Source organism: Streptococcus penaeicida, assembly GCF_002887775.1.
GTDB lineage: Bacteria > Bacillota > Bacilli > Lactobacillales > Streptococcaceae > Streptococcus > Streptococcus penaeicida.
The window spans coordinates 12,799-33,072 of sequence record NZ_LOCM01000030.1; the positions used below are offsets into that span (position 1 = coordinate 12,799).

Sequence of the window (20,274 nt, forward strand, 5' to 3'; positions counted from 1 at the left end):
TTTTTTGCATAGTTATTGAAAATAATGGAAGAAACGCATCTCATTTTCTGAGAATGCGTTTTCTTTTACAAAAATTGCAAAAAAATACAAAAAGGACTTGAAAATGAAAAATTTTTAAATCATTTGTTTTATTCTTGAAACAAATTGGAGTATAATATAAGGGTTAAAGAATATCTAAAAGAAAGGCTTTTCATGACTATTCCTGTATTTTTGGAACTTGTGGAAATGAAAGCTAAAACAGCAAGTGTTTTACCTTTTCTGATTGGTTTGTGCTTTAGCTATTATTACTATGATAATCTTCATCCCCTCTTAGTTCTTTTGTTCTTTATCGCCATGTTCTTTTTTAACATGTTTGTCGATATGTGGGATAATTATAACGATTATAAAAATGCTATTAACATGGATTATCAAGCAAATACCAATATTATTGGACGCGAAAGCTTATCGATTAGTTTGATTGAAAAATTGATGGCGGCTTTTCTCTTCATTTCAGCTAGTATTGGTATCCTATTAACCGCAGTAGTGGGGTGGCCCTTACTAGTGATGGGACTCTTTTGCTTTGGTGTTGGAATTCTCTATTCCTATGGGCCGAGACCCTTGTCAAGTTTACCTCTGGGTGAATTTTTCTCTGGTTTTACCATGGGCTTTGTGATTACTTTGATTTGTGTTTACCTAAATACCTATCAAGATTTTAAATGGGATTTACCTAACTTAGCAGCTATTTTCTTGATTTCACTACCCAATACCCTTTGGATAGCGAATCTCATGTTAGCTAATAATTTATGTGACAAAGAAGAAGATGAAAGTAATCACCGCTATACTTTGGTCCACTATACGGGGCTAAAAGGTGGCCTTGTGCTCTTTGCATTAGGCAATATCATAGCAATCTTAGCAATTATCGGACAATTCTTACTTGGCTTAGCCCAGTGACTGTATTATTGTGCTTATTTTTGATACCATTTATTTATAAGCAAAGTCGCTTACTATGGCAAAAACAAGTCAAAAGAGAAACCTTTATCTGTGCTGTCCGTATTTTAGCTTTAGGATCATTGACACAAGTTTTAACCTACTTTATTGGTATATTTTTAAAATAATAAATTGACATTAATATTATAAGGAGAGTATTATGCAAGAAATTTTAGTATTAGGAGCTGGTTATGCTGGCTTAAAAACGATACGTTCATTACAAAAACAAGCGGGTGATTTCCATATTACCCTTGTTGATCGTAACAATTATCACTATGAAGCGACTGAACTTCATGAGGTGGCATCTGGATCACAACCAAAAGATAAAATCTCTTTCCCAATCAAAGATGTTATTGATGAAAAGAAAGTCACTTTTATCCAAGATGATGTTTTAAAAGTTAACCCAGAAGCTTCTACTGCTGAATTAAAAAATAGTGGAACTCTTCACTATGATTACGTAGTGGTATCACTTGGTTTCTGTTCAGAGACTTTCGGTATCAGCGGTGCTAAAGAGAATGCACTTCAAATGGTTGACATTAATACTGCTGACAATATTCACCAACATATCCTTCGCATGATGGAAAAATACCGTGAAACTAAAGATAAAAACTATCTTCGTCTTTTAATATGTGGCGCTGGATTCACTGGTATCGAATTAGCTGGTGCTTTGGTTGATGAACGTAAACGCTACGCACAAGTTGCAGGTGTTGCGGAAGACCAAATCGAAATTGTCTGCGTAGAAGCAGCAACTCGTATCTTGCCAATGTTTGATGATGAAATGGCTAAATATGGTGTTGATTTGATTGAAAAACTTGGTGTTAACTTAATGCTTGGTTCAATGATCAAAGAAATCAAACCAGGTGAAGTTGTTTACGCAACAAGCCCAGATGAAAATGCTGAACGTCAATCAATCGCTGCTGAAACAATCATCTGGACAACAGGTGTCAGCGGAAGCCCAGTTATGGGTGAATCTGGTTTTGCGGAACGTCGTGGTCGTGTTATCATCAATGCTGATCTCCGTGATCCAAAATATGATAACGTTTATATTCTTGGTGATGTATCTGCCCTTATGGACCCTGAAACAGACCGTCCATTCCCAACAACAGCACAAATTGCAACTCGTATGGGTGCGCATGCTGCTAAAAACCTTTTACACCAAATTAAAGGTGAAGCAACTGAAGATTTCACTTACAAATCACTTGGAACTGTTGCCTCTGTAGGTAACACACATGCCTTCGGTCTTGTTGGTAAATCTAAAATCAAAGGTTACCCAGCATCTGTAGCTAAAAAAGGTATCATGAATAAATCATTGGTTGAAATGGGCGGTTTGAAAGAACTTCTTGCCAAAGGTCGCTTCGATTTGTATCATTAAGATATACCAATTTACTTTATCAATTACCCTTAGTCTGCTTGAAACAGAATAAGGATTCATCAAATCGGAGGAAAATTTTATGACTATTGAAGCATTAGCACGGTTTCAATTTGCGATGACAACAGTATTCCATTTCTTCTTTGTGCCTTTCACAATCGGAACCTGTTTTGCTGTTGCTATTATGGAAACCTTGTATGTAGTCACAAAAAATGAAGAATATAAAAAAATGACAAAATTTTGGGGCAATATCATGCTCCTCAGTTTTGCTGTTGGGGTTGTTACCGGGATTATCCAAGAATTCCAATTTGGGATGAACTGGTCTGACTATTCACGTTTTGTTGGTGACATTTTTGGAGCTCCACTGGCCATTGAAGCATTACTAGCCTTCTTTATGGAATCAACTTTCCTAGGTCTTTGGATGTTCACTTGGGATAATCCAAAAATCAGTAAAAAATTACATGCTAGCTTTATCTGGTTAGTTGTATTTGGATCAATGATGTCTGCTATGTGGATTTTGATTGCCAATAGCTTTATGCAACATCCCGTTGGTTATGAAGTGGTCAATGGCAGAGCTCAAATGACGGATTTCTTTGCTCTCATCAATAACCATCAATTCCATTATGAGTTCGGTCATGTTATCACTGGAGCCATCACAATGGGTGGAACCGTTATTGCTGGGATGGCAGCTTTTAAACTGCTTAACAAAGAAAAATTAACGGAATCTGTTCAAAGTATCTATAAGAAATCATTACGTCTAGGTTTATTAATAACCCTTCTTGGTTCAATCTCAGTAATGGGTGTCGGAGACTTGCAAATGAAAGCCTTGATCAACGATCAGCCTATGAAATTTGCAGCCATGGAAGGTGATTATGAAGACTCTGGTGATCCTGCTGCTTGGACGGTTATTGCTTGGGCTAATGAAGCTAAAAAAGAACAAGTCTTTGGTGTTAAAATTCCTTACATGTTGAGTATCTTATCATACGGTAAGCCTTCAGGCTCTGTTAAAGGGATGGATACAGCCAACAAAGAATTAGTGGCTAAATATGGAGAAGATAACTATTTCCCAATGGTTAACCTACTCTTCTATGGTTTTAGAACCATGGCAGCTTTTGGAACGATGATGCTCGGCGTCTCTGTTTTAGGTCTTTTCCTAACACGTCCGAAAAAACCAATTCTCTATGAAAATAAATGGATGTTAGCCATTGTTGCTTTGACAACAGTTGCACCATTTTTATCGAATACATTTGGTTGGATTATTACAGAGCAAGGACGTTATCCTTGGACAGTCTATGGCTTGTTTAAAATCAAAGACAGTGTTTCACCAAATGTCTCTGTAGCATCCCTGCTTGTTTCTAATACTGTTTACTTCTTACTCTTTAGTGGACTCGGTGCCATGATGGTTTACTTGGTTATCCGTGAATTGAATAAAGGACCAGAACATGAAGAAGTACTCTTGGCAGGTTTAAAACAATCAAGTATTGACCCATTTGAGAAAGGAGCATTCTAATGAGTGGATTACAATTTTTCTGGTTCTTCTTAATTGGACTTCTTTTCTCAGGATTCTTTTTCTTAGAAGGTTTCGACTTTGGTGTTGGAATGGCAGTTCAAACACTTGCCCATAACGAAGAAGAAAAAGATCAAATCGTTAAGACAATCGGCCCTGTTTGGGACGGTAATGAAGTTTGGCTTTTAACAGCTGGTGGTGCCATGTTTGCATCATTCCCATACTGGTATGCTTCGTTATTTAGTGGTTACTACTTAATTCTCTTAACAATCCTATTTGGTTTAATTATTCGTGGTGTTTCTTTTGAATTTAGACACAATGTGCCTGCTAGTCAAAAGAACATTTGGAATTGGACTCTAACCATTGGCTCAACCATCGTTCCCTTTTTCTTCGGCTCATGTTTGTTAGTCTGGTTCAAGGTATGCCTATCGACGCGAAAGCCAATATGACAGCTCACTTTGGCGATTACTTCAATATCTTTTCAATCGTCGGTGGTGTTGCAATGGTACTATTGGCCTACCTCCATGGCTTAAACTATATTGCTTTGAAAACAGAAGGTCCTGTTAGAGACCGTGCAAATAATGTAGCACAACTCCTTTATTGGATTCTCTACCTTGGCTTGGTAGCCTTTGCGCTCTTACTTGCTTTCCAAACAGACTTCTTGGCGAAACATTTAATCACAACTTTATTGCTTCTTGTAGTTATCGTTGGCTTAACAGTTTTCGCACATGTGTCAGTCTTCAAAAAAGCTGAAATGTCTGCTTTTATTGCCAGTGGTTTAACCCTTGTTTCAGTCGTTGTACTCTTGTTCCAAGGACTTTTCCCACGGGTTATGATTTCTTCAATCTCATCTAAATATGATTTATTGATTGAAAATGCATCATCATCTCCTTATACCTTGAAGATTATGTCAATTGTTGCTATTTCCTTAGTGCCATTTGTCTTAGCCTACACAGCCTGGGCATATTACATTTTCAGAAAACGTATTAATCAACCAGTTATTGTAACGGGGGAAAAATAATGCTAGATAAAGCGGTAATGCGCTTGTCAGGTATTCATAAAATGTTAGGATTGCTTGCAGGATTAGATTTCCTACAGGCAATCTTTATTATAGGTCAAGCCTACTTCTTAAGCCAGGCAATTACCAATTTATGGCAAGGCCAGGCACTTTCTTCGACCTATCTTTCTATGCTTTATTTCATTTTAGCTTATTTGGCAAGACACCTCATTAATTATATCAAAGATTCGCAATTGGACCGTTTTGCGGCCAAACATGCTTTGGAGCTGCGCAGTCAATTGCTAGCTAAACTCTTCTTACTGGGACCACAGATTGTGCAAGAAGAAGGCTCCGGTAATGTTATTACCATGGCTTTAGACGGCATTAGCTTGATTGAAAACTACTTGCATTTGGTTCTCAATAAGATGATGAATTTATCTGTCATTCCTTGGATTATCTTGGCCTTTGTTTTCTATATGGACATTGATTCAGGGATTATCCTCTTATTAGTCTATCCTCTTATTATCCTCTTTATGATTATTCTTGGGCTAGCTGCTAAATCACGCGCAGACAAGCAGTACGCTTCCTATCAAGTCCTATCCAACCACTTTTTAGATTCTTTACGTGGTATTGATACCCTGCGCTTTTTCGGACTTAGTAAACGTTACGCTAAAAGCATCTATAGGACCAGTGAATCTTTCCGAAAAGCAACCATGTCTGCTCTAAGAATTGGAATTTTATCAACTTTTGCATTAGATTTCTTCACAACACTATCGATTGCTATTGTAGCGGTCATGTTGGGTTTGCGTTTAATCAATGAAGAAATTATCCTCTTTCCTGCACTGACAGTCCTCATTTTGGCACCAGAATACTTTATTCCTGTTCGTGACTTTTCAAGTGATTACCATGCCACATTGGATGGAAAAAATGCCTTTACGGCAGTCCAAAAAGTTCTTAATCGCCCAGAAAATCAGGCAGAAGAAGTTGCTATTAAGCCCTGGAATCGGGAAAGCCAACTTGAGATTCACGATTTAACACTTTCTTATGACGGTCAGGACTTTATGTCAATTCCGGATTTGAAGCTCACGGGTATCCAAAAAGTGGCCCTTGTGGGAATGAGCGGATCAGGAAAGTCAACCTTAGTCAATCTCTTAAGTGGATTCTTAGCACCTGATGCTGGAACCTTCACCATTGACGGTCAGGACTTGCCTCATCTGGATCAAAAAGACTGGCGCAAACAGCTAGTCTACATTCCACAGTCGCCTTATGTTTTTGAAATGAGCTTGCGCGAAAACATTGCCTTCTACACGCCAGAAGCTAGCTTGGAGCAAATCCAAAAAGCCATCAAAGTGGTGGGGCTGGAAGAATTAGTAGCGGAATTGCCAGAAGGCATCGAAACACGTATTGGTAACGGAGCAAGACCCCTCAGTGGTGGTCAGGCCCAAAGGATTGCCTTGGCCCGGGCCTTCCTAGATAAGGATCGTCGTATCATGCTCTTTGATGAACCGACTGCACACTTGGATTTAGAAACGGAAATCGAGCTTAAAGAAGAAATGTTACCCCTTATGCAGGATCGTTTGGTTATCTTTGCGACCCACCGTCTGCATTGGTTAAAAGAGATGGATCAGATTGTTGTCTTAGACCATGGGCAAGTGGTTGAAGTCGGCTCCTTTGAAGAATTAATGGCTAAAAAAGGGTATTTATATGACCTCAAACATGCATGGGAGGTAGAAATGATTAGGATACCATTATTCAAAGCTCTAGAAAAGGACCAATGGGTCAAACCTTATTTTAAGAAATACCGGAAAGCTTTAATATTAGCCTTGGGACTAGGTTTCTTAACCTTTTTTGCGGCCTCAGCCCTCATGTTCAATTCCGGCTTCCTGATTTCTAAATCAGCATCCCTGCCAACTAATATTCTATTAGTCTACATTCCAATCGTTTTAACCAGAGCTTTTGGGATAGGACGGCCAGTCTTTCGCTATTTAGAGCGTTTGACCAGCCATAACTGGGTTTTGAAGATGACCTCTAAACTGAGACTCAAACTCTATAATAGTTTAGAAGAAGATGCTATCTTCTTAAAACGTCATCACCGTCTAGGTGACATTATGGGGCTCTTAGCTGAAGACATTAACCATATCCAGAATCTCTACTTGAGAACCATCTTTCCAACCATTATTGCTTGGTTGCTTTACGCCTTTGTTATCATTGGTGTCGGCTACTTTTCTTGGTGGTTTGCCTTACTTCTCTTGATCTATTTAGGTGTTTTGGTCTTTGTTTTTCCTTTATGGTCAGTTCTCATCAACGGCGCTCGTCAGGAAAGAGAAAAAGCCTCAAAAATCATCTCTATACGGATTTAACCGATAATGTTTTGGGCATTTCAGATTGGATTTTCAGTCAGCGAGGTCAGGATTATGTGCAATTGCATGAAGCTTCTGAAGCTGAGTTAGCTCAGGTTCAGGCAGAGATGCGTGCTTTTAATAATCGTCGCAATCTCCTCTTTGAATTGGCCTTTGGCTTCTTGGCTATTCTCGTCCTTTTTTGGGCTTCTTATCAATTCCCAGGTCACAAGGGTGGTGCCGCCAACTGGATTGCTGCTTTTGTTCTTTCTGTTTTCCCCTTGGTGGAAGCTTTTGCTGGTCTATCAAGCGCAGCCCAGGAAACATCTGCCTATGCCGACTCTTTGAGTCGCTTAAATCAGTTGGCTGATCCTAAGCAGTCTCTAGAGCCGCAGCCTATTCCCCAAGGACCTTTCGATATTGATATTAGTCATCTATCATTTGCCTATTCTGAAGACTCCAAAGAGGTGCTTAAGGATATTAATATGACCATTAAAGAGGGGCAGAAGCTGGCTATTTTGGGTAAGAGTGGTTCTGGTAAGAGTACCTTGGCGACTTTGCTTCGGGGCGATTTGCGTCCCAGTCAGGGGCAGATTACTTTGGCCGGTCAGGATGTTTGTGACCTCAATCAAGTCATTTCAGATTATATTGGTGTTATCCAGCAAGCACCCTACCTTTTCAATACTAGTCTAGTTAACAATATCCGTCTGGGTAATGAAGAGGCTAGCGATGAGGATGTTTGGCGCGTGCTAGAACAAGTTGGTCTCAAAGACATGGTTGCTGCTCTTCCTAAAGGGCTGGATACCATGGTCGATGAGGCTGGTCTGCGCTTTTCTGGTGGTGAACGCCATCGTCTAGCCCTAGCTCGAATTCTCTTGCAGGACACGCCAATCGTTCTTTTGGATGAGCCAACTGTCGGATTGGATCCTATCACCGAGAAAACCTTACTTGATACTTTCATGACTGTGCTTCAGGGTAAAACCATTATATGGATTACCCATCACTTGAAAGGGATTGAAAATGCTGATCAGGTTATCTTTATTGAAGATGGGCAAATTGAAATGTCTGGCTCGCCTGCTCAATTAGCAGCTACAAGTCCTCGTTACCGTCACTTAAAAGCTATTGATGATGGAGAATAGAAGATTCACACAGACAGATTAAAAAATGACAACATTAAAACTTCTGCAAATTAGTCCAGCTCTGGCTGGCGCTAGCAGAATCCATGGAAAAAGCACCCTAAAGTTTAGAAAATCAAACTTTGGGGTGCTTTTTTTATATGTAATATTTAGTCCCTTTTCACTTGGTGTTGTTAAAAAATAAACCATCTGTCAGACGGGTGCTTATGATTTATCTCAGATTTTACGTTTTAAAAGATGATTGGTCAATTGCAATAATTGTTTTTGAGCCTTGATTTTTGGTAGCTTTTGGATGTCATCCATAGCTTTTTGCGTGTATTTACGGGCTAAGTCTTGGGCTTTTTCAACTCCGTGATTAGCGACAACAAGTTTGCTGATTTGATTTAATTCTTCAGGGCTTAGTTTGTCTTTTTTGTCTAAGAGTTCTTTAAAGGCAGTCGGGTTTTCTTTAAGAGCAAATAAGAGTGGTAGGCTATAGACACCATTGGTGATGTCCTCTAAGACGGGTTTGTTGAAGTCTTTTGGTTTTGCGGTATAGTCTAAGATATCATCTAAGATTTGGAAGGTCATACCGATGTTATAGCCGATTCTGCCAGCTCTGCTGACCACTTCCGGACTTGCCCCACCAAAATAGGCACCTTCTTTACTAGCTAACCTAAAGAGCTCTGCGGTTTTCCCAGAAATGGAACGTAAGTAGTCTCTAATAGACTGGTCTTGGTTGAAGTAGAGCTGCATTTGATCCAGTTCGCCCACTAGGATTTTCTTCATAGCTTTGGCATTGACAGACATGAAGGGGCTATTTTGCATGGTTTCTAGGATTAATTCGAAGAAGACGGTGAAGAGGAAGTCTCCGGTATAGACGGCCACATCTTTGCCAAAGCTAGTTTGGATGGTTTTTTGCCCCCTTCTAAGGGGAGAGTCGTCGATGACATCGTCGTGAATTAAAGTTGCCATGTGCAGGATTTCAAGAGATGCTGCGATTTTAGTCAGCTGTTCAGATTTTTCTTCTGTATTTTGGCCAAAATTGGTAAATAAAAAGAAAAAAGCAGGACGTAAATACTTTCCGCCGGCCTGAGTTAGTTGAACGATGGCTTCTTGGATTTCTGTATTACGAACGTGCGCCCGTTCTTCGATGATTTGGCAGACGTCTTGGATCTGATTTTCGATTTCCGGATATTTACTCCAGTAGCTTGACATTTCGGCTTCTCCTTGAATTGATTACCTTACTATTTTACCGTAATTAAGCACTTAAAGCTAGAATAATCTTCTAGAGAAGTCCTTGTTAGGCAAGCGGTCAAAACTTGTCAAGGTATTTGAAGTATGATAAGATTTATTTGAATTTTTCTTAAAGATTGTGTATATTTTAAATATTATTTTTGGGAGAGAGGTGACGAAGATGACGACAATTATTGAAAGGCTCCGGCCAAAATTAATTTGGGATTAGACATTCAAGGCAAGCGTCAGGATGGTTATCATGACTTGGAAATGGTCATGGTTTCGGTAGACTTGTGCGATTATATTAGTGCCAGTCCTTTAGATGATGATTGCATTCAATTCGCCTCGGACTGTCCCAAAATGCCGGTCAATGCTAAAAACGATGTTTACAAGGCTGCCCAGCTCATTAAAAGTAAGTATGGTATTCAATCTGGAGTGTCACTCTTTCTGACTAAGAAAATTCCCATTTGTGCAGGTATGGGTGGTGGCTCTAGTGATGCAGCAGCGACCATTAGAGCTCTTAATCAATTATGGGATTTGCACATGAGCAAGCAAGAGATGCTTGAGATTGGGATGACTATTGGGAGTGATGTCCCCTACTGTATTGAAGCTGGCTGTTCCCGCATTTCAGGTAAGGGTGAGATTGTCGAGAAAATAGACGGTCACTTAGCCTCATGGGTTGTTTTGGTCAAACCGGAATTTGGGATTTCAACCCGAACGGTTTTTCCAGAAGTTGATTCAGAAACCATTAAACGCGTCAATATTGATAAGATTGTCGAAACCATCGAGCAGCAAGATTATCAAGAAATGGTGGCAGCTATGGGGAATTCTTTAGAAGACATCTCCATTGCTCGTAAACCTTTTATTCAAAAAGTCAAAGATAAAATGATCAGTAGTGGAGCTGACGCAGCTCTGATGACTGGTAGCGGGCCAAGTGTTTTTGCCCTTTGTCAAAGTGAAAAACAAGCCAATCGAGTAGTTAATAGCTTGAAGGGCTTTTGTAAGGAAGTCTATAAAGTGAGAACCCTATAGGGTTTGATTCTTTGTTACCTTTCTGTTATAATTAACTGGTTAAGAAAAAGAGGGAAAATTATGGGAACGTTAGAAAAGAAGATTGATACTGTAGTAAATCAAATTTTGTTAAAGGCTGAGAATCAACATGAACTCTTGTTTGGGGCCTGCCAAAGTGATGTCAAATTAACCAACACTCAAGAGCACATTTTGATGCTTTTGTCACAGGATAAATTAACCAACACTGAATTGGCGAGAATCTTAAACATTAGCCAAGCGGCTGTAACCAAAGCTATTAAGAGTTTGATTAAACAAGATATGTTGGCGGCGACAAAAGATGCCGTTGATGCGCGTGTGACTTATTTTGAATTGACCGATTTAGCTAAGCCAATCGCCCAAGAACACACCCATCACCATGATGAAACCCTAAATGTCTACGCCCGTCTGCTTGGACATTTTTCCAAAGAAGAGACTGAGGTCATTGAGAAATTCTTGACCGTTTTCTCTGATGAGTTAGAAAGGTAAGAGATTGAGATACTTAACCGTTGAAAACCTGTCCTTCCAATATGAGACTGAGACTGTTTTAGAAGGTGTCAATTATCATTTGGATAGTGGCGAATTTGTCACCCTGACGGGTGAAAATGGAGCAGCTAAGTCGACCTTAGTAAAGGCAACACTTGGCATCCTCAAACCAAAAGTGGGGCAAGTTAGCTTCGCAAAACAGAATCAGCATGGTAAGAAATTGCGCATTGCTTACCTACCGCAACAAGTAGCTAGTTTCAATGCTGGTTTTCCTTCAACGGTTTATGAGTTTGTTAAATCTGGACGCTATCCAAGAAATGGTTGGTTCCGTCGTTTGACCAAACATGATGAGGAACATATTCAAGCCTCATTGGAATCTGTTGGCATGTGGGACAGTCGTCATAAACGCATCGGTAGCCTTTCTGGTGGTCAAAAACAGAGGGTTGTTATCGCCCGTATGTTTGCCTCTGACCCAGATATCTTTGTCTTAGATGAACCAACGACAGGGATGGATAGTGGGACTACAGAAACCTTCTATCAATTGATGCACCATAGTGCCCATCAACATGGTAAGGCTGTCTTAATGATCACTCATGATCCAGAAGAAGTCAAAGATTATGCCGACCGCAATATTCACTTAGTTCGCAATGAAAGTTTACCTTGGCGTTGTTTCAATATCCATAGCGACGACCAGCCAGAGGAGGTAAACCATGCTTGATATTTTACAATATGACTTTATGCAAAGAGCTGTTATGGCGGTTATTGCAATCAGTATTTTTGCACCAATTTTAGGTATCTTCTTAATTTTGAGACGTCAAAGTTTGATGAGCGATACCTTGAGTCACGTTTCCTTGGCAGGGGTTGCTTTAGGTGTTGTTTTAGGCATCAATCCTACTTGGACAACTGTCATTGTTGTTGGTCTTGCCGCAATCTTCTTAGAGTATTTACGGGTTGTCTATAAACACTACATGGAAATTTCAACAGCTATCCTCATGTCAGCTGGTTTGGCCATTTCCTTAGTCATTATGAGTAAGTCTGGTGGTAATTCCAATGTCAGCTTGGAACAATATCTCTTTGGTTCCATCATTACGATTGGTATGGAGCAGGTCATAGCCTTGTTTGTCATTGCTGCTATTATCTTACTGTTGACCCTCTTCTTTATCAGACCAATGTACATTTTAACCTTTGATGAGGATACAGCCTTTGTTGATGGCTTACCGGTTCGTCTCATGTCCATTCTCTTTAATATTGTAACAGGAATTGCCATTGCCTTAACGATACCAGCTGCGGGAGCCTTATTGGTTTCAACCATCATGGTTTTACCGGCAAGTATTGCTATGCGGATTGGTAAAAATTTTACGTCTGTTATTTTTATTGGGATTGCTATTGGGTTTGTGGGGATGTTATCAGGTATTTTCCTTTCTTATTTCTGGGAAACACCGGCCAGTGCCACTATTACCCTGATCTTTATTTCAATTTTTATTGTAGTAAATCTTTTCAACGCCCTTGCGCGTAAACGTTAATGCAAAATCAGGCTTATGTCTGATTTTTTATTGCTTAAATATGATATTTAAGCAATAAAAAAGACAAACTCTAAAAGGAGTTTGTCTTTTGGTGACTAGGTCTTAAGCACAAGTTTTAAATGTTTTATGCGTAAGTGAGGACAAAGTATTTTTTCTTACCACGACGAACAACAGTTAACTCATTATCAATTTTATCAGCGTCACTTAAAACATAGTCTAAGTCTTGAATACGTTGGCCATTGATATAGATTGCTCCATTTTGGATATCTTCACGGGCCTGACGTTTTGATGGTGAGATTTTAGCTGAAACAAGAATGTCAACAATATTTCGGTCAACATCTGCTTCAAGTTTGACATTTGGCACATTGCTCAAGCCTTGTTTTAATTCTTTGGCTGACAATTCTTGGATGTTGCCGGCAAAGAGTTGTTCAGTGATTTTGAGTGCTTCTTGATAGGCTTCCTCACCGTGAACAAGGGTTACCACTTCGCGAGCCAAAGTTTTTTGAGCCAGGCGTTCATGACGGGCTGCGTCAAATGCTTTTTCAATCTCAGCAATTTCGTCCAGGGAGAGGAAAGTAAAGATTTTTAAGAAGCGTACAGCGTCTTCATCCATAACGTTGAGCCAGAATTGGTACATTTCGTATGGAGATGTTTTATCGGCATCCAACCAAACGGCATTACCTTCTGATTTACCAAATTTTTTACCGCTGGCATCTGTGATTAATGGGACTGTCATAACGTGTCCGGTTTTATCAGCTTTACGGCGAAGTAACTCAGTTCCGGCTGTCATGTTACCCCATTGGTCAGATCCACCAATTTGGAGGGTGACGTTGTGCTGTTCATTTAAGTTGTAGAAGTCGTAACCTTGCATGATTTGGTAAGCAAACTCAGTGTATGAAATTCCTGTTTCGATCCGTTTTTTAACAGATTCTTTGCTCATCATGTAGTTGACCGTGAAATATTTACCAACGTCTCTTAAAAAGTCGATGAAAGAAATTTCGGAGAACCAGTCATAATTATTGACGAGTTCTGCTTTATTATCTCCATTTTCGAAATCAAGGAATTGGGACAACTGGCCTTTGATTTTGTTTGACCAGTCTTGGACGGTTTCTTTGGTTTGGAGGCTTCTTTCGGCATCTTTAAAGGATGGGTCTCCGATAAGGCCAGTTGCCCCTCCAACAAGAGCAAATGGTTTGTGGCCAGCCAATTGAAGACGACGAGAAGTTAAGATGGCAACGAGGTGCCCCAAGTGTAAGCTGTCGGCTGTTGGGTCATAGCTGTATAATAGGATACTCGCCCTTCTGTTAGTGCTTTGACAAGGGCTTCTTCGTCGGTCGTTTGAAAGACCAAGCCACGAGCTTTGAGTTCTTCAAAAATGTTCATAGGCTTTCTCCGTTTTCTGTATAGTTTTACGAATCATTATATCAAAAATAGCTAGTCCTATGCAAGCTTAATCAAAGTTTGGTATAATAGAAAATGAGGTATTTTACATTGAACGATAAAAAAAAGACAAAAAAGGAGAATGGCCACCAATTAGAATGGTTGGATTTTGGTGCCATTGCTCTACGAACGTTAAAATTAGTATCCAATTTTTTCTACGTGGTCATCTTCTTAGGATTTATGCTAGGAACGGGGATTGCCTTTGGTTATCTTGCTAGTCAGATTGACTCTGTGAAAGTGCCAAGTAAGGAAAGTTTGGTCAAACAGGTCAAGTCTATTAGCCGTATTTCACAATTGAATTATTCTGATAATAGTATTATTTCGCCGATCGATACCGATTTGTTGCGGACTCCGGTTGAAAACAAGGATATTTCAGAAAATGTCAAAATAGCTATTATTTCCACTGAGGATGAAAACTTTAAAGAGCATAAAGGTGTGGTTCCCAAAGCTGTTTTTAGGGCAACTTTAACCTCTGTTCTTGGCTTGGGGGAATCAAGTGGTGGTTCAACCTTGACGCAACAGTTGATTAAGCAACAAGTTTTGGGTGATGATCCAACCTTTAAGCGGAAATCGCGTGAAATTATTTATGCTTTAGCTTTAGAGCGGTATGTTTCTAAGGATGATATTCTTTCGGACTATCTCAACGTTTCTCCTTTTGGGCGAAATAATAAAGGTCAAAATATTGCGGGGATAGAAGAGGCAGCCCGTGGTATTTTTGGGGTTTCGGCTAAGGATCTTACAGTTCCACAAGCAGCTTTCTTGGCGGGGCTTCCTCAGAGTCCTATTGCTTATTCTCCCTACATGTCAACTGGTCAGTTGAAATCGGCTGAAGACATGCAACTTGGTATTAAGCGTCAACATAGTGTTCTTTACAATATGTATCGTACTGGGAAACTGTCTAAGAAGGATTTTGATTCCTACAAATCATATGACATTAGCAAGGATTTCATCAAACCAGAAAACGTAACGGTTAATAAACATGACTACCTCTATTACGCGGCTATGGCTGAAGCTAAGAAGGCTATGTTTACCTACTTAGTTAAGCGTGATAATATTTCGGCGCGTGATTTGAAAAATGATGAGACGAAGGCTTCTTATGAGGCTTTAGCGACTCAAGAGTTGCAACAGGGTGGTTATACTGTTACGACCACTATTAATAAAAAGGTTTACTCAGCTATGCAAGATGCTGCGAATCGTTTTGGTAGCTTGCTGGATGATGGGACTGGAATGGTTCAGATGGGGAATGTCTTGACTGATAATGCGACTGGGGCAATCATTGGTTTCATAGGTGGTCGTGACTACAATATGAACCAGAATAACCATGCTTTTGATACAGCAAGATCCCCTGGTTCTAGTATTAAACCAATCATTGCCTATGGACCGGCCATTGACCAAGGTTTGATGGGAAGTGCTAGTGTTCTTTCTAACTATCCAACAACTTATTCAAGTGGTCAAAAAATCATGCACGTGGACAGTGAAGGAACAGCTATGATGCCTTTACAAGAAGCTTTAAACACGTCTTGGAATATCCCTGCCTTTTGGACGCAGAAGATGCTTAGAGACAATGGTGTTGATGTTGAGGGCTATATGTCTAAGATGGGCTATATGATTGATGACTATTCCATTGAAAGTTTACCGCTTGGTGGTGGTATTGATGTTTCTGTAGCGACTCAAACAAACGCTTATCAAATGCTTGCTAATGATGGTAAATTCCACAAGCAATATATGGTTAACACCATTACAGCTAGTGATGGAACAGTGGTATATAAACATGAGGATAAAGGTGAGCAAATCTTCTCAGCACCAGCTGCGACGATATTGCAAAACCTCCTTCGTGGTCCGATTGACTCTGGAAGTACAACAACCTTTAAATCTCGCTTAAGTTCCTTGAATCCTTCATTAGCTAGGGCTGATTGGATTGGGAAAACCGGTACGACCGAAAATTATTCTGATGTTTGGTTAATGCTTGCTACACCGAAGGTAACCTTAGGTGGCTGGGCTGGTCACGATAATAACAACTCGCTAGCACCAATGACCGGCTACAATAATAATTCTAATTATATGGCTAATCTAGCCAATGCTATTCACAATGCTGATCCTAACTTATTTGGTATTCGTGATCGCTTTACATTAGATAAAGGGGTTATTAAATCCAATGTCTTAAAACAAACGGGATTGCAAGCGGGGGTTGTAACGGTTAATGGACGCAAAATCACAGTTGGCGGACCGACAACAACAAGTTACTGGGCTAAAAATGGCGCAGGACAAATGACCTATAAATTTGCGATTGGTGGTACCGATAGTGACTATCAAAAAGCCTGGTCTAGTTTCTTCGTCAAGAAAAGATAGCTTGATTTTTCATAAAAAATAGTGTATAATATTGATAACTATTTGTCGTCCAATCTAGTTGAAATATTGTCCAACTAGGAAGAACAGCAGTTAAATCAAACTGATTCAGTCAGATTTAGCTGCTCTTTTTGTGCCTATTTTTGATCTTTTTGGTGAATTGTTACCTATATTTAAAGATTCTAAAAATTCACATTTAGGACAAATGATATTATTGACTTATTTGCTGTTACAGCAAATGCGAAAAAGAAAAAGGAGCTAAAAACTTGGCAGGACATGAAGTTCGATACGGAAAACACCGTACACGTCGTAGCTTTTCAAGAATCAAAGAAGTTCTTGATTTACCAAATTTAATTGAAATTCAAACTGACTCATTCCAAGAATTCTTAGATGCTGGCTTGAAGGAAGTCTTTGAAGATGTACTTCCTATCTCAAACTTTACAGATACTATGGAACTTGAGTTTGTTGGTTATGAATTCAAAGAACCAAAATACACCTTAGAAGAAGCTCGCATTCACGATGCAAGTTATTCTGCCCCAATTTTTGTAACCTTCCGTTTGGTTAACAAAGAAACAGGCGAAATTAAAACGCAAGAAGTCTTCTTTGGTGATTTCCCAATCATGACTGAAATGGGTACTTTTATCATCAATGGTGGTGAACGTATTATCGTTTCACAGTTAGTACGGTCTCCAGGTGTCTACTTTAATGATAAAGTTGATAAGAACGGTAAAATTGGATATGGTTCAACAGTTATTCCTAACCGTGGCGCATGGTTAGAATTAGAAACTGACGCTAAAGATATTGCTTACACTCGTATTGACCGTACTCGTAAAATTCCATTCACAACACTTGTTCGTGCTTTAGGATTTTCTGGTGATGATGAGATTGTTGATATCTTTGGTGATAGCGATCTTGTTCGCAATACAATTGAAAAAGATATCCACAAGAATCCAAATGATTCTCGTACAGATGAAGCTCTTAAAGAAATCTATGAACGCTTAAGACCAGGTGAACCAAAAACTGCTGATAGCTCTCGTAGCCTCTTAATTGCTCGTTTCTTCGATGCTCGTCGTTATGATTTAGCAGCTGTTGGTCGTTACAAAATCAACAAAAAATTAAACATTAAGACTCGTCTTTTGAACCAAGTCATTGCTGAAAATTTAGTTGACGGTGAAACTGGAGAAATCTTAGTTGAAGCTGGAACTGAAATGACACGTGATGTGATTGAGTCAATTGAAGCACATCTTGATGGTGATTTGAACAAATTTGTCTATACACCAAATGACTACGCTGTTGTTACAGAGCCAGTTGTTTTACAAAAATTCAAAGTTGTTTCGCCTTTAGATCCTGATAAAGTGGTTACAATTGTCGGAAATGCTAATCCAAGTGATCGTGTTCGTGCCTTGACTCCAGCTGATATCTTAGCTGAAATGTCATACTTCTTGAACCTTTCAGAAGGCATTGGTAAAGTAGACGATATCGACCATTTAGGAAATCGTCGTATCCGTGCCGTTGGTGAATTGTTAGCTAACCAATTCCGTATTGGTTTGGCACGTATGGAACGTAATGTCCGTGAAAGAATGTCTGTTCAAGACAATGAAGTTCTAACACCACAACAAATCATCAATATCCGTCCTGTTACTGCAGCTGTTAAAGAATTCTTTGGTTCTTCACAGTTGTCACAGTTCATGGACCAACATAATCCTCTATCTGAATTATCACATAAACGTCGTCTTTCAGCCTTAGGACCTGGTGGTTTGACTCGTGACCGTGCTGGTTACGAAGTTCGTGACGTGCATTATACTCATTATGGCCGTATGTGTCCAATTGAAACTCCTGAGGGACCAAATATCGGATTGATCAACAACTTGTCTTCTTTTGGACATTTAAATAAATATGGTTTTATTCAAACACCGTACCGTAAAGTTGATCGTGCAAATGGCATTGTTACAAATGAAATTGTTTGGTTAACAGCAGACGAAGAAGATGAATTTACAGTAGCACAGGCTAATTCTAAATTAAATGAAGATGGTACTTTTGCTGAAGAAATCGTCATGGGTCGTCACCAAGGTAATAACCAAGAATTTGCTGCTAACACAGTTGATTTTGTAGACGTATCTCCTAAACAAGTAGTTGCCGTTGCGACTGCATGTATTCCTTTCTTAGAAAACGATGACTCCAACCGGGCCCTTATGGGTGCCAACATGCAACGTCAGGCTGTTCCATTGATTGATCCAAAAGCACCATTTGTTGGTACTGGTATGGAATATCAAGCAGCGCATGACTCAGGAGCTGCTGTTATCGCTCAACATGACGGTAAAGTTGTCTTCTCTGATGCTGAAAAAGTTGAAGTTCGTCGTGAGGATGGCTCACTTGATGTTTACCATGTGACTAAATTCCGCCGTTCAAACTCTGGTACAGCTTACAACCAACGCACTCTTGTTAAAGTTGGTGACATCATTGAAAAAGGTGATTTCATCGCTGATGGACCATCTATGGAAAATGGTGAGATGGCTCTTGGTCAAAACCCAGTCGTTGCTTACATGACTTGGGAAGGTTACAACTTTGAGGATGCGGTTATCATGAGTGAGCGTCTTGTAAAAGAAGATGTTTATACATCAGTTCACCTAGAAGAATTTGAATCAGAAACACGTGATACAAAGCTTGGGCCTGAAGAAATCACTCGTGAAGTACCTAATGTTGGTGAAGAAGCCCTTAAAGATTTAGATGAAATGGGTATCATCCGTATTGGTGCTGAAGTTAAAGAAGGTGATATCTTAGTAGGTAAAGTGACACCTAAGGGTGAAAAAGACCTTTCTGCTGAGGAACGTTTACTCCATGCCATCTTTGGAGACAAGTCTCGTGAAGTGCGTGATACATCTCTTCGTGTTCCTCACGGTGGTGATGGTATCGTTCGTGATGTTAAAATCTTTACACGTGCAAACGGTGATGAATTACAATCTGGTGTTAACATGCTTGTCCGTGTTTACATCGCTCAAAAACGTAAAATTAAAGTCGGTGATAAAATGGCCGGTCGTCACGGTAACAAAGGGGTTGTTTCTCGTATCGTTCCTGTTGAAGACATGCCTTACTTACCAGATGGTACACCGGTTGATATCATGTTGAACCCACTTGGGGTACCTTCACGTATGAATATCGGACAAGTTATGGAGCTTCACTTAGGTATGGCTGCCCGTAACCTTGGTATTCACATTGCAACGCCAGTCTTTGACGGAGCAAGTGCTGAAGACCTTTGGGAAACAGTAGCTGAAGCTGGTATGGATTCTGATGCGAAGACTGTTCTTTATGACGGACGTACAGGTGAACCGTTTGATAACCGTGTCTCTGTTGGTGTCATGTACATGATTAAACTTCACCACATGGTTGATGATAAACTTCATGCCCGTTCAGTCGGACCTTACTCACTTGTTACCCAACAACCTCTTGGTGGTAAAGCACAATTTGGTGGACAACGTTTTGGTGAGATGGAAGTTTGGGCCCTAGAGGCTTACGGTGCATCAAATGTTCTTCAAGAAATCTTGACTTACAAGTCAGATGACGTTACTGGACGTTTGAAAGCTTATGAAGCAATCACTAAAGGTAAACCAATTCCAAAACCAGGTGTTCCTGAATCATTCCGCGTTCTTGTTAAAGAATTGCAATCACTTGGATTAGACATGCGCGTTCTTGATGAAGATGACAATGAAGTTGAACTTCGTGATCTTGATGAAGGTGAAGATGACGACGTGATGCACGTTGATGATCTTGAAAAAGCGCGTGAAAAACAAGCTCAAGAAGCTCCTGTAGTTTCTGAACAAACTGATGAAAACTAAACTTATTTAACAAGTTTACGAAATAAATAAACGAGCCTAGGGCCTTGGCCCTAGCAGCTGGTTTAGTCAT

At 39.8% G+C, this 20,274-nt stretch carries 9 protein-coding genes and 5 pseudogenes; 12 read left to right on the forward strand and 2 right to left on the reverse strand.

Features of this window, described 5'->3' with window-relative positions; all coding sequences use genetic code 11:
- Positions 1-192: 192 nt before the first annotated feature.
- The 6 genes and pseudogenes from AT575_RS08000 (at position 193) to cydC (ending at position 8,317) form a co-directional block, all read left to right on the forward strand.
- Positions 193-1,094: pseudogene (locus tag AT575_RS08000) on the forward strand (1,4-dihydroxy-2-naphthoate polyprenyltransferase).
- 32 nt (positions 1,095-1,126) lie between these two features.
- Positions 1,127-2,338 (forward strand): NAD(P)/FAD-dependent oxidoreductase, encoded by a 1,212-nt coding sequence (locus tag AT575_RS08005; protein WP_102777894.1) that lies wholly within the window; start codon positions 1,127-1,129, stop codon positions 2,336-2,338.
- Between the two features lie 79 nt (positions 2,339-2,417).
- Complete coding sequence (locus AT575_RS08010) at positions 2,418-3,845, forward strand: cytochrome ubiquinol oxidase subunit I (protein WP_102777895.1); 1,428 nt, start codon at positions 2,418-2,420, stop codon at positions 3,843-3,845.
- Positions 3,845-4,863: pseudogene (gene cydB / locus AT575_RS08015) on the forward strand (cytochrome d ubiquinol oxidase subunit II). The gene AT575_RS08010 and the pseudogene cydB overlap by 1 nt, the downstream one beginning before the upstream one ends.
- A pseudogene (gene cydD / locus AT575_RS08020) lies at positions 4,863-6,580 on the forward strand (thiol reductant ABC exporter subunit CydD). The pseudogenes cydB and cydD overlap by 1 nt, the downstream one beginning before the upstream one ends.
- Positions 6,573-8,317 (forward strand): annotated as a pseudogene (gene cydC, locus AT575_RS08025) (thiol reductant ABC exporter subunit CydC). The pseudogenes cydD and cydC overlap by 8 nt, the downstream one beginning before the upstream one ends.
- 213 nt (positions 8,318-8,530) lie before the next feature.
- Here cydC and AT575_RS08030 read toward each other — a convergent pair.
- Positions 8,531-9,511, reverse strand: a complete 981-nt coding sequence (locus tag AT575_RS08030; RefSeq protein WP_102777896.1) for a polyprenyl synthetase family protein — start codon at positions 9,509-9,511, stop codon at positions 8,531-8,533.
- A 237-nt stretch (positions 9,512-9,748) separates the two neighbouring features.
- On the opposite strand from AT575_RS08030, the gene ispE reads away from it, so the two are divergent.
- The 4 genes from ispE to AT575_RS08050 are packed head-to-tail and all read left to right on the forward strand — an operon-like array spanning position 9,749 to position 12,585.
- Positions 9,749-10,561 carry a 4-(cytidine 5'-diphospho)-2-C-methyl-D-erythritol kinase gene (gene ispE / locus AT575_RS08035; protein ID WP_425444830.1) on the forward strand — a complete coding sequence of 271 codons (813 nt, stop codon included), beginning with the start codon at positions 9,749-9,751 and terminating at the stop codon, positions 10,559-10,561.
- A 60-nt stretch (positions 10,562-10,621) separates the two neighbouring features.
- Positions 10,622-11,065, forward strand: coding sequence for a zinc-dependent MarR family transcriptional regulator (locus AT575_RS08040; protein ID WP_102777898.1), 444 nt, complete (start codon positions 10,622-10,624; stop codon positions 11,063-11,065).
- A 4-nt stretch (positions 11,066-11,069) separates the two neighbouring features.
- Positions 11,070-11,780 (forward strand): metal ABC transporter ATP-binding protein, encoded by a 711-nt coding sequence (locus AT575_RS08045; RefSeq protein WP_102777899.1) that lies wholly within the window; start codon positions 11,070-11,072, stop codon positions 11,778-11,780.
- Positions 11,773-12,585 (forward strand): metal ABC transporter permease, encoded by an 813-nt coding sequence (locus tag AT575_RS08050; protein ID WP_102777900.1) that lies wholly within the window; start codon positions 11,773-11,775, stop codon positions 12,583-12,585. The genes AT575_RS08045 and AT575_RS08050 overlap by 8 nt, the downstream gene beginning before the upstream one ends.
- Before the next feature lie 124 nt (positions 12,586-12,709).
- On the opposite strand, the pseudogene tyrS reads toward AT575_RS08050, so the two are convergent.
- A pseudogene (gene tyrS / locus AT575_RS08055) lies at positions 12,710-13,968 on the reverse strand (tyrosine--tRNA ligase).
- A 93-nt stretch (positions 13,969-14,061) separates the two neighbouring features.
- On the opposite strand from tyrS, the gene pbp1b reads away from it, so the two are divergent.
- Positions 14,062-16,374, forward strand: coding sequence for a penicillin-binding protein PBP1B (pbp1b, locus tag AT575_RS08060; protein WP_102777901.1), 2,313 nt, complete (start codon positions 14,062-14,064; stop codon positions 16,372-16,374).
- A gap of 263 nt (positions 16,375-16,637) precedes the next feature.
- The gene (rpoB, locus tag AT575_RS08065; protein ID WP_102777902.1) at positions 16,638-20,204 is read left to right on the forward strand and encodes a DNA-directed RNA polymerase subunit beta; all 3,567 of its coding nucleotides are present in this window, start codon (positions 16,638-16,640) and stop codon (positions 20,202-20,204) included.
- The last annotated feature ends 70 nt before the right edge of the window (positions 20,205-20,274 follow it).

Coding starts and splice junctions, on each gene's coding strand:
- AT575_RS08040 (WP_102777898.1), top strand. CDS start 10,622: ATGGGAACGTTAGAAAAGAAGATTGATACTGTAGTAAATCAAATTTTG.
- AT575_RS08030 (WP_102777896.1), bottom strand. CDS start 9,511: ATGTCAAGCTACTGGAGTAAATATCCGGAAATCGAAAATCAGATCCAA.
- AT575_RS08010 (WP_102777895.1), top strand. CDS start 2,418: ATGACTATTGAAGCATTAGCACGGTTTCAATTTGCGATGACAACAGTA.
- pbp1b (WP_102777901.1), top strand. CDS start 14,062: ATGAGGTATTTTACATTGAACGATAAAAAAAAGACAAAAAAGGAGAAT.
- AT575_RS08050 (WP_102777900.1), top strand. CDS start 11,773: ATGCTTGATATTTTACAATATGACTTTATGCAAAGAGCTGTTATGGCG.
- AT575_RS08005 (WP_102777894.1), top strand. CDS start 1,127: ATGCAAGAAATTTTAGTATTAGGAGCTGGTTATGCTGGCTTAAAAACG.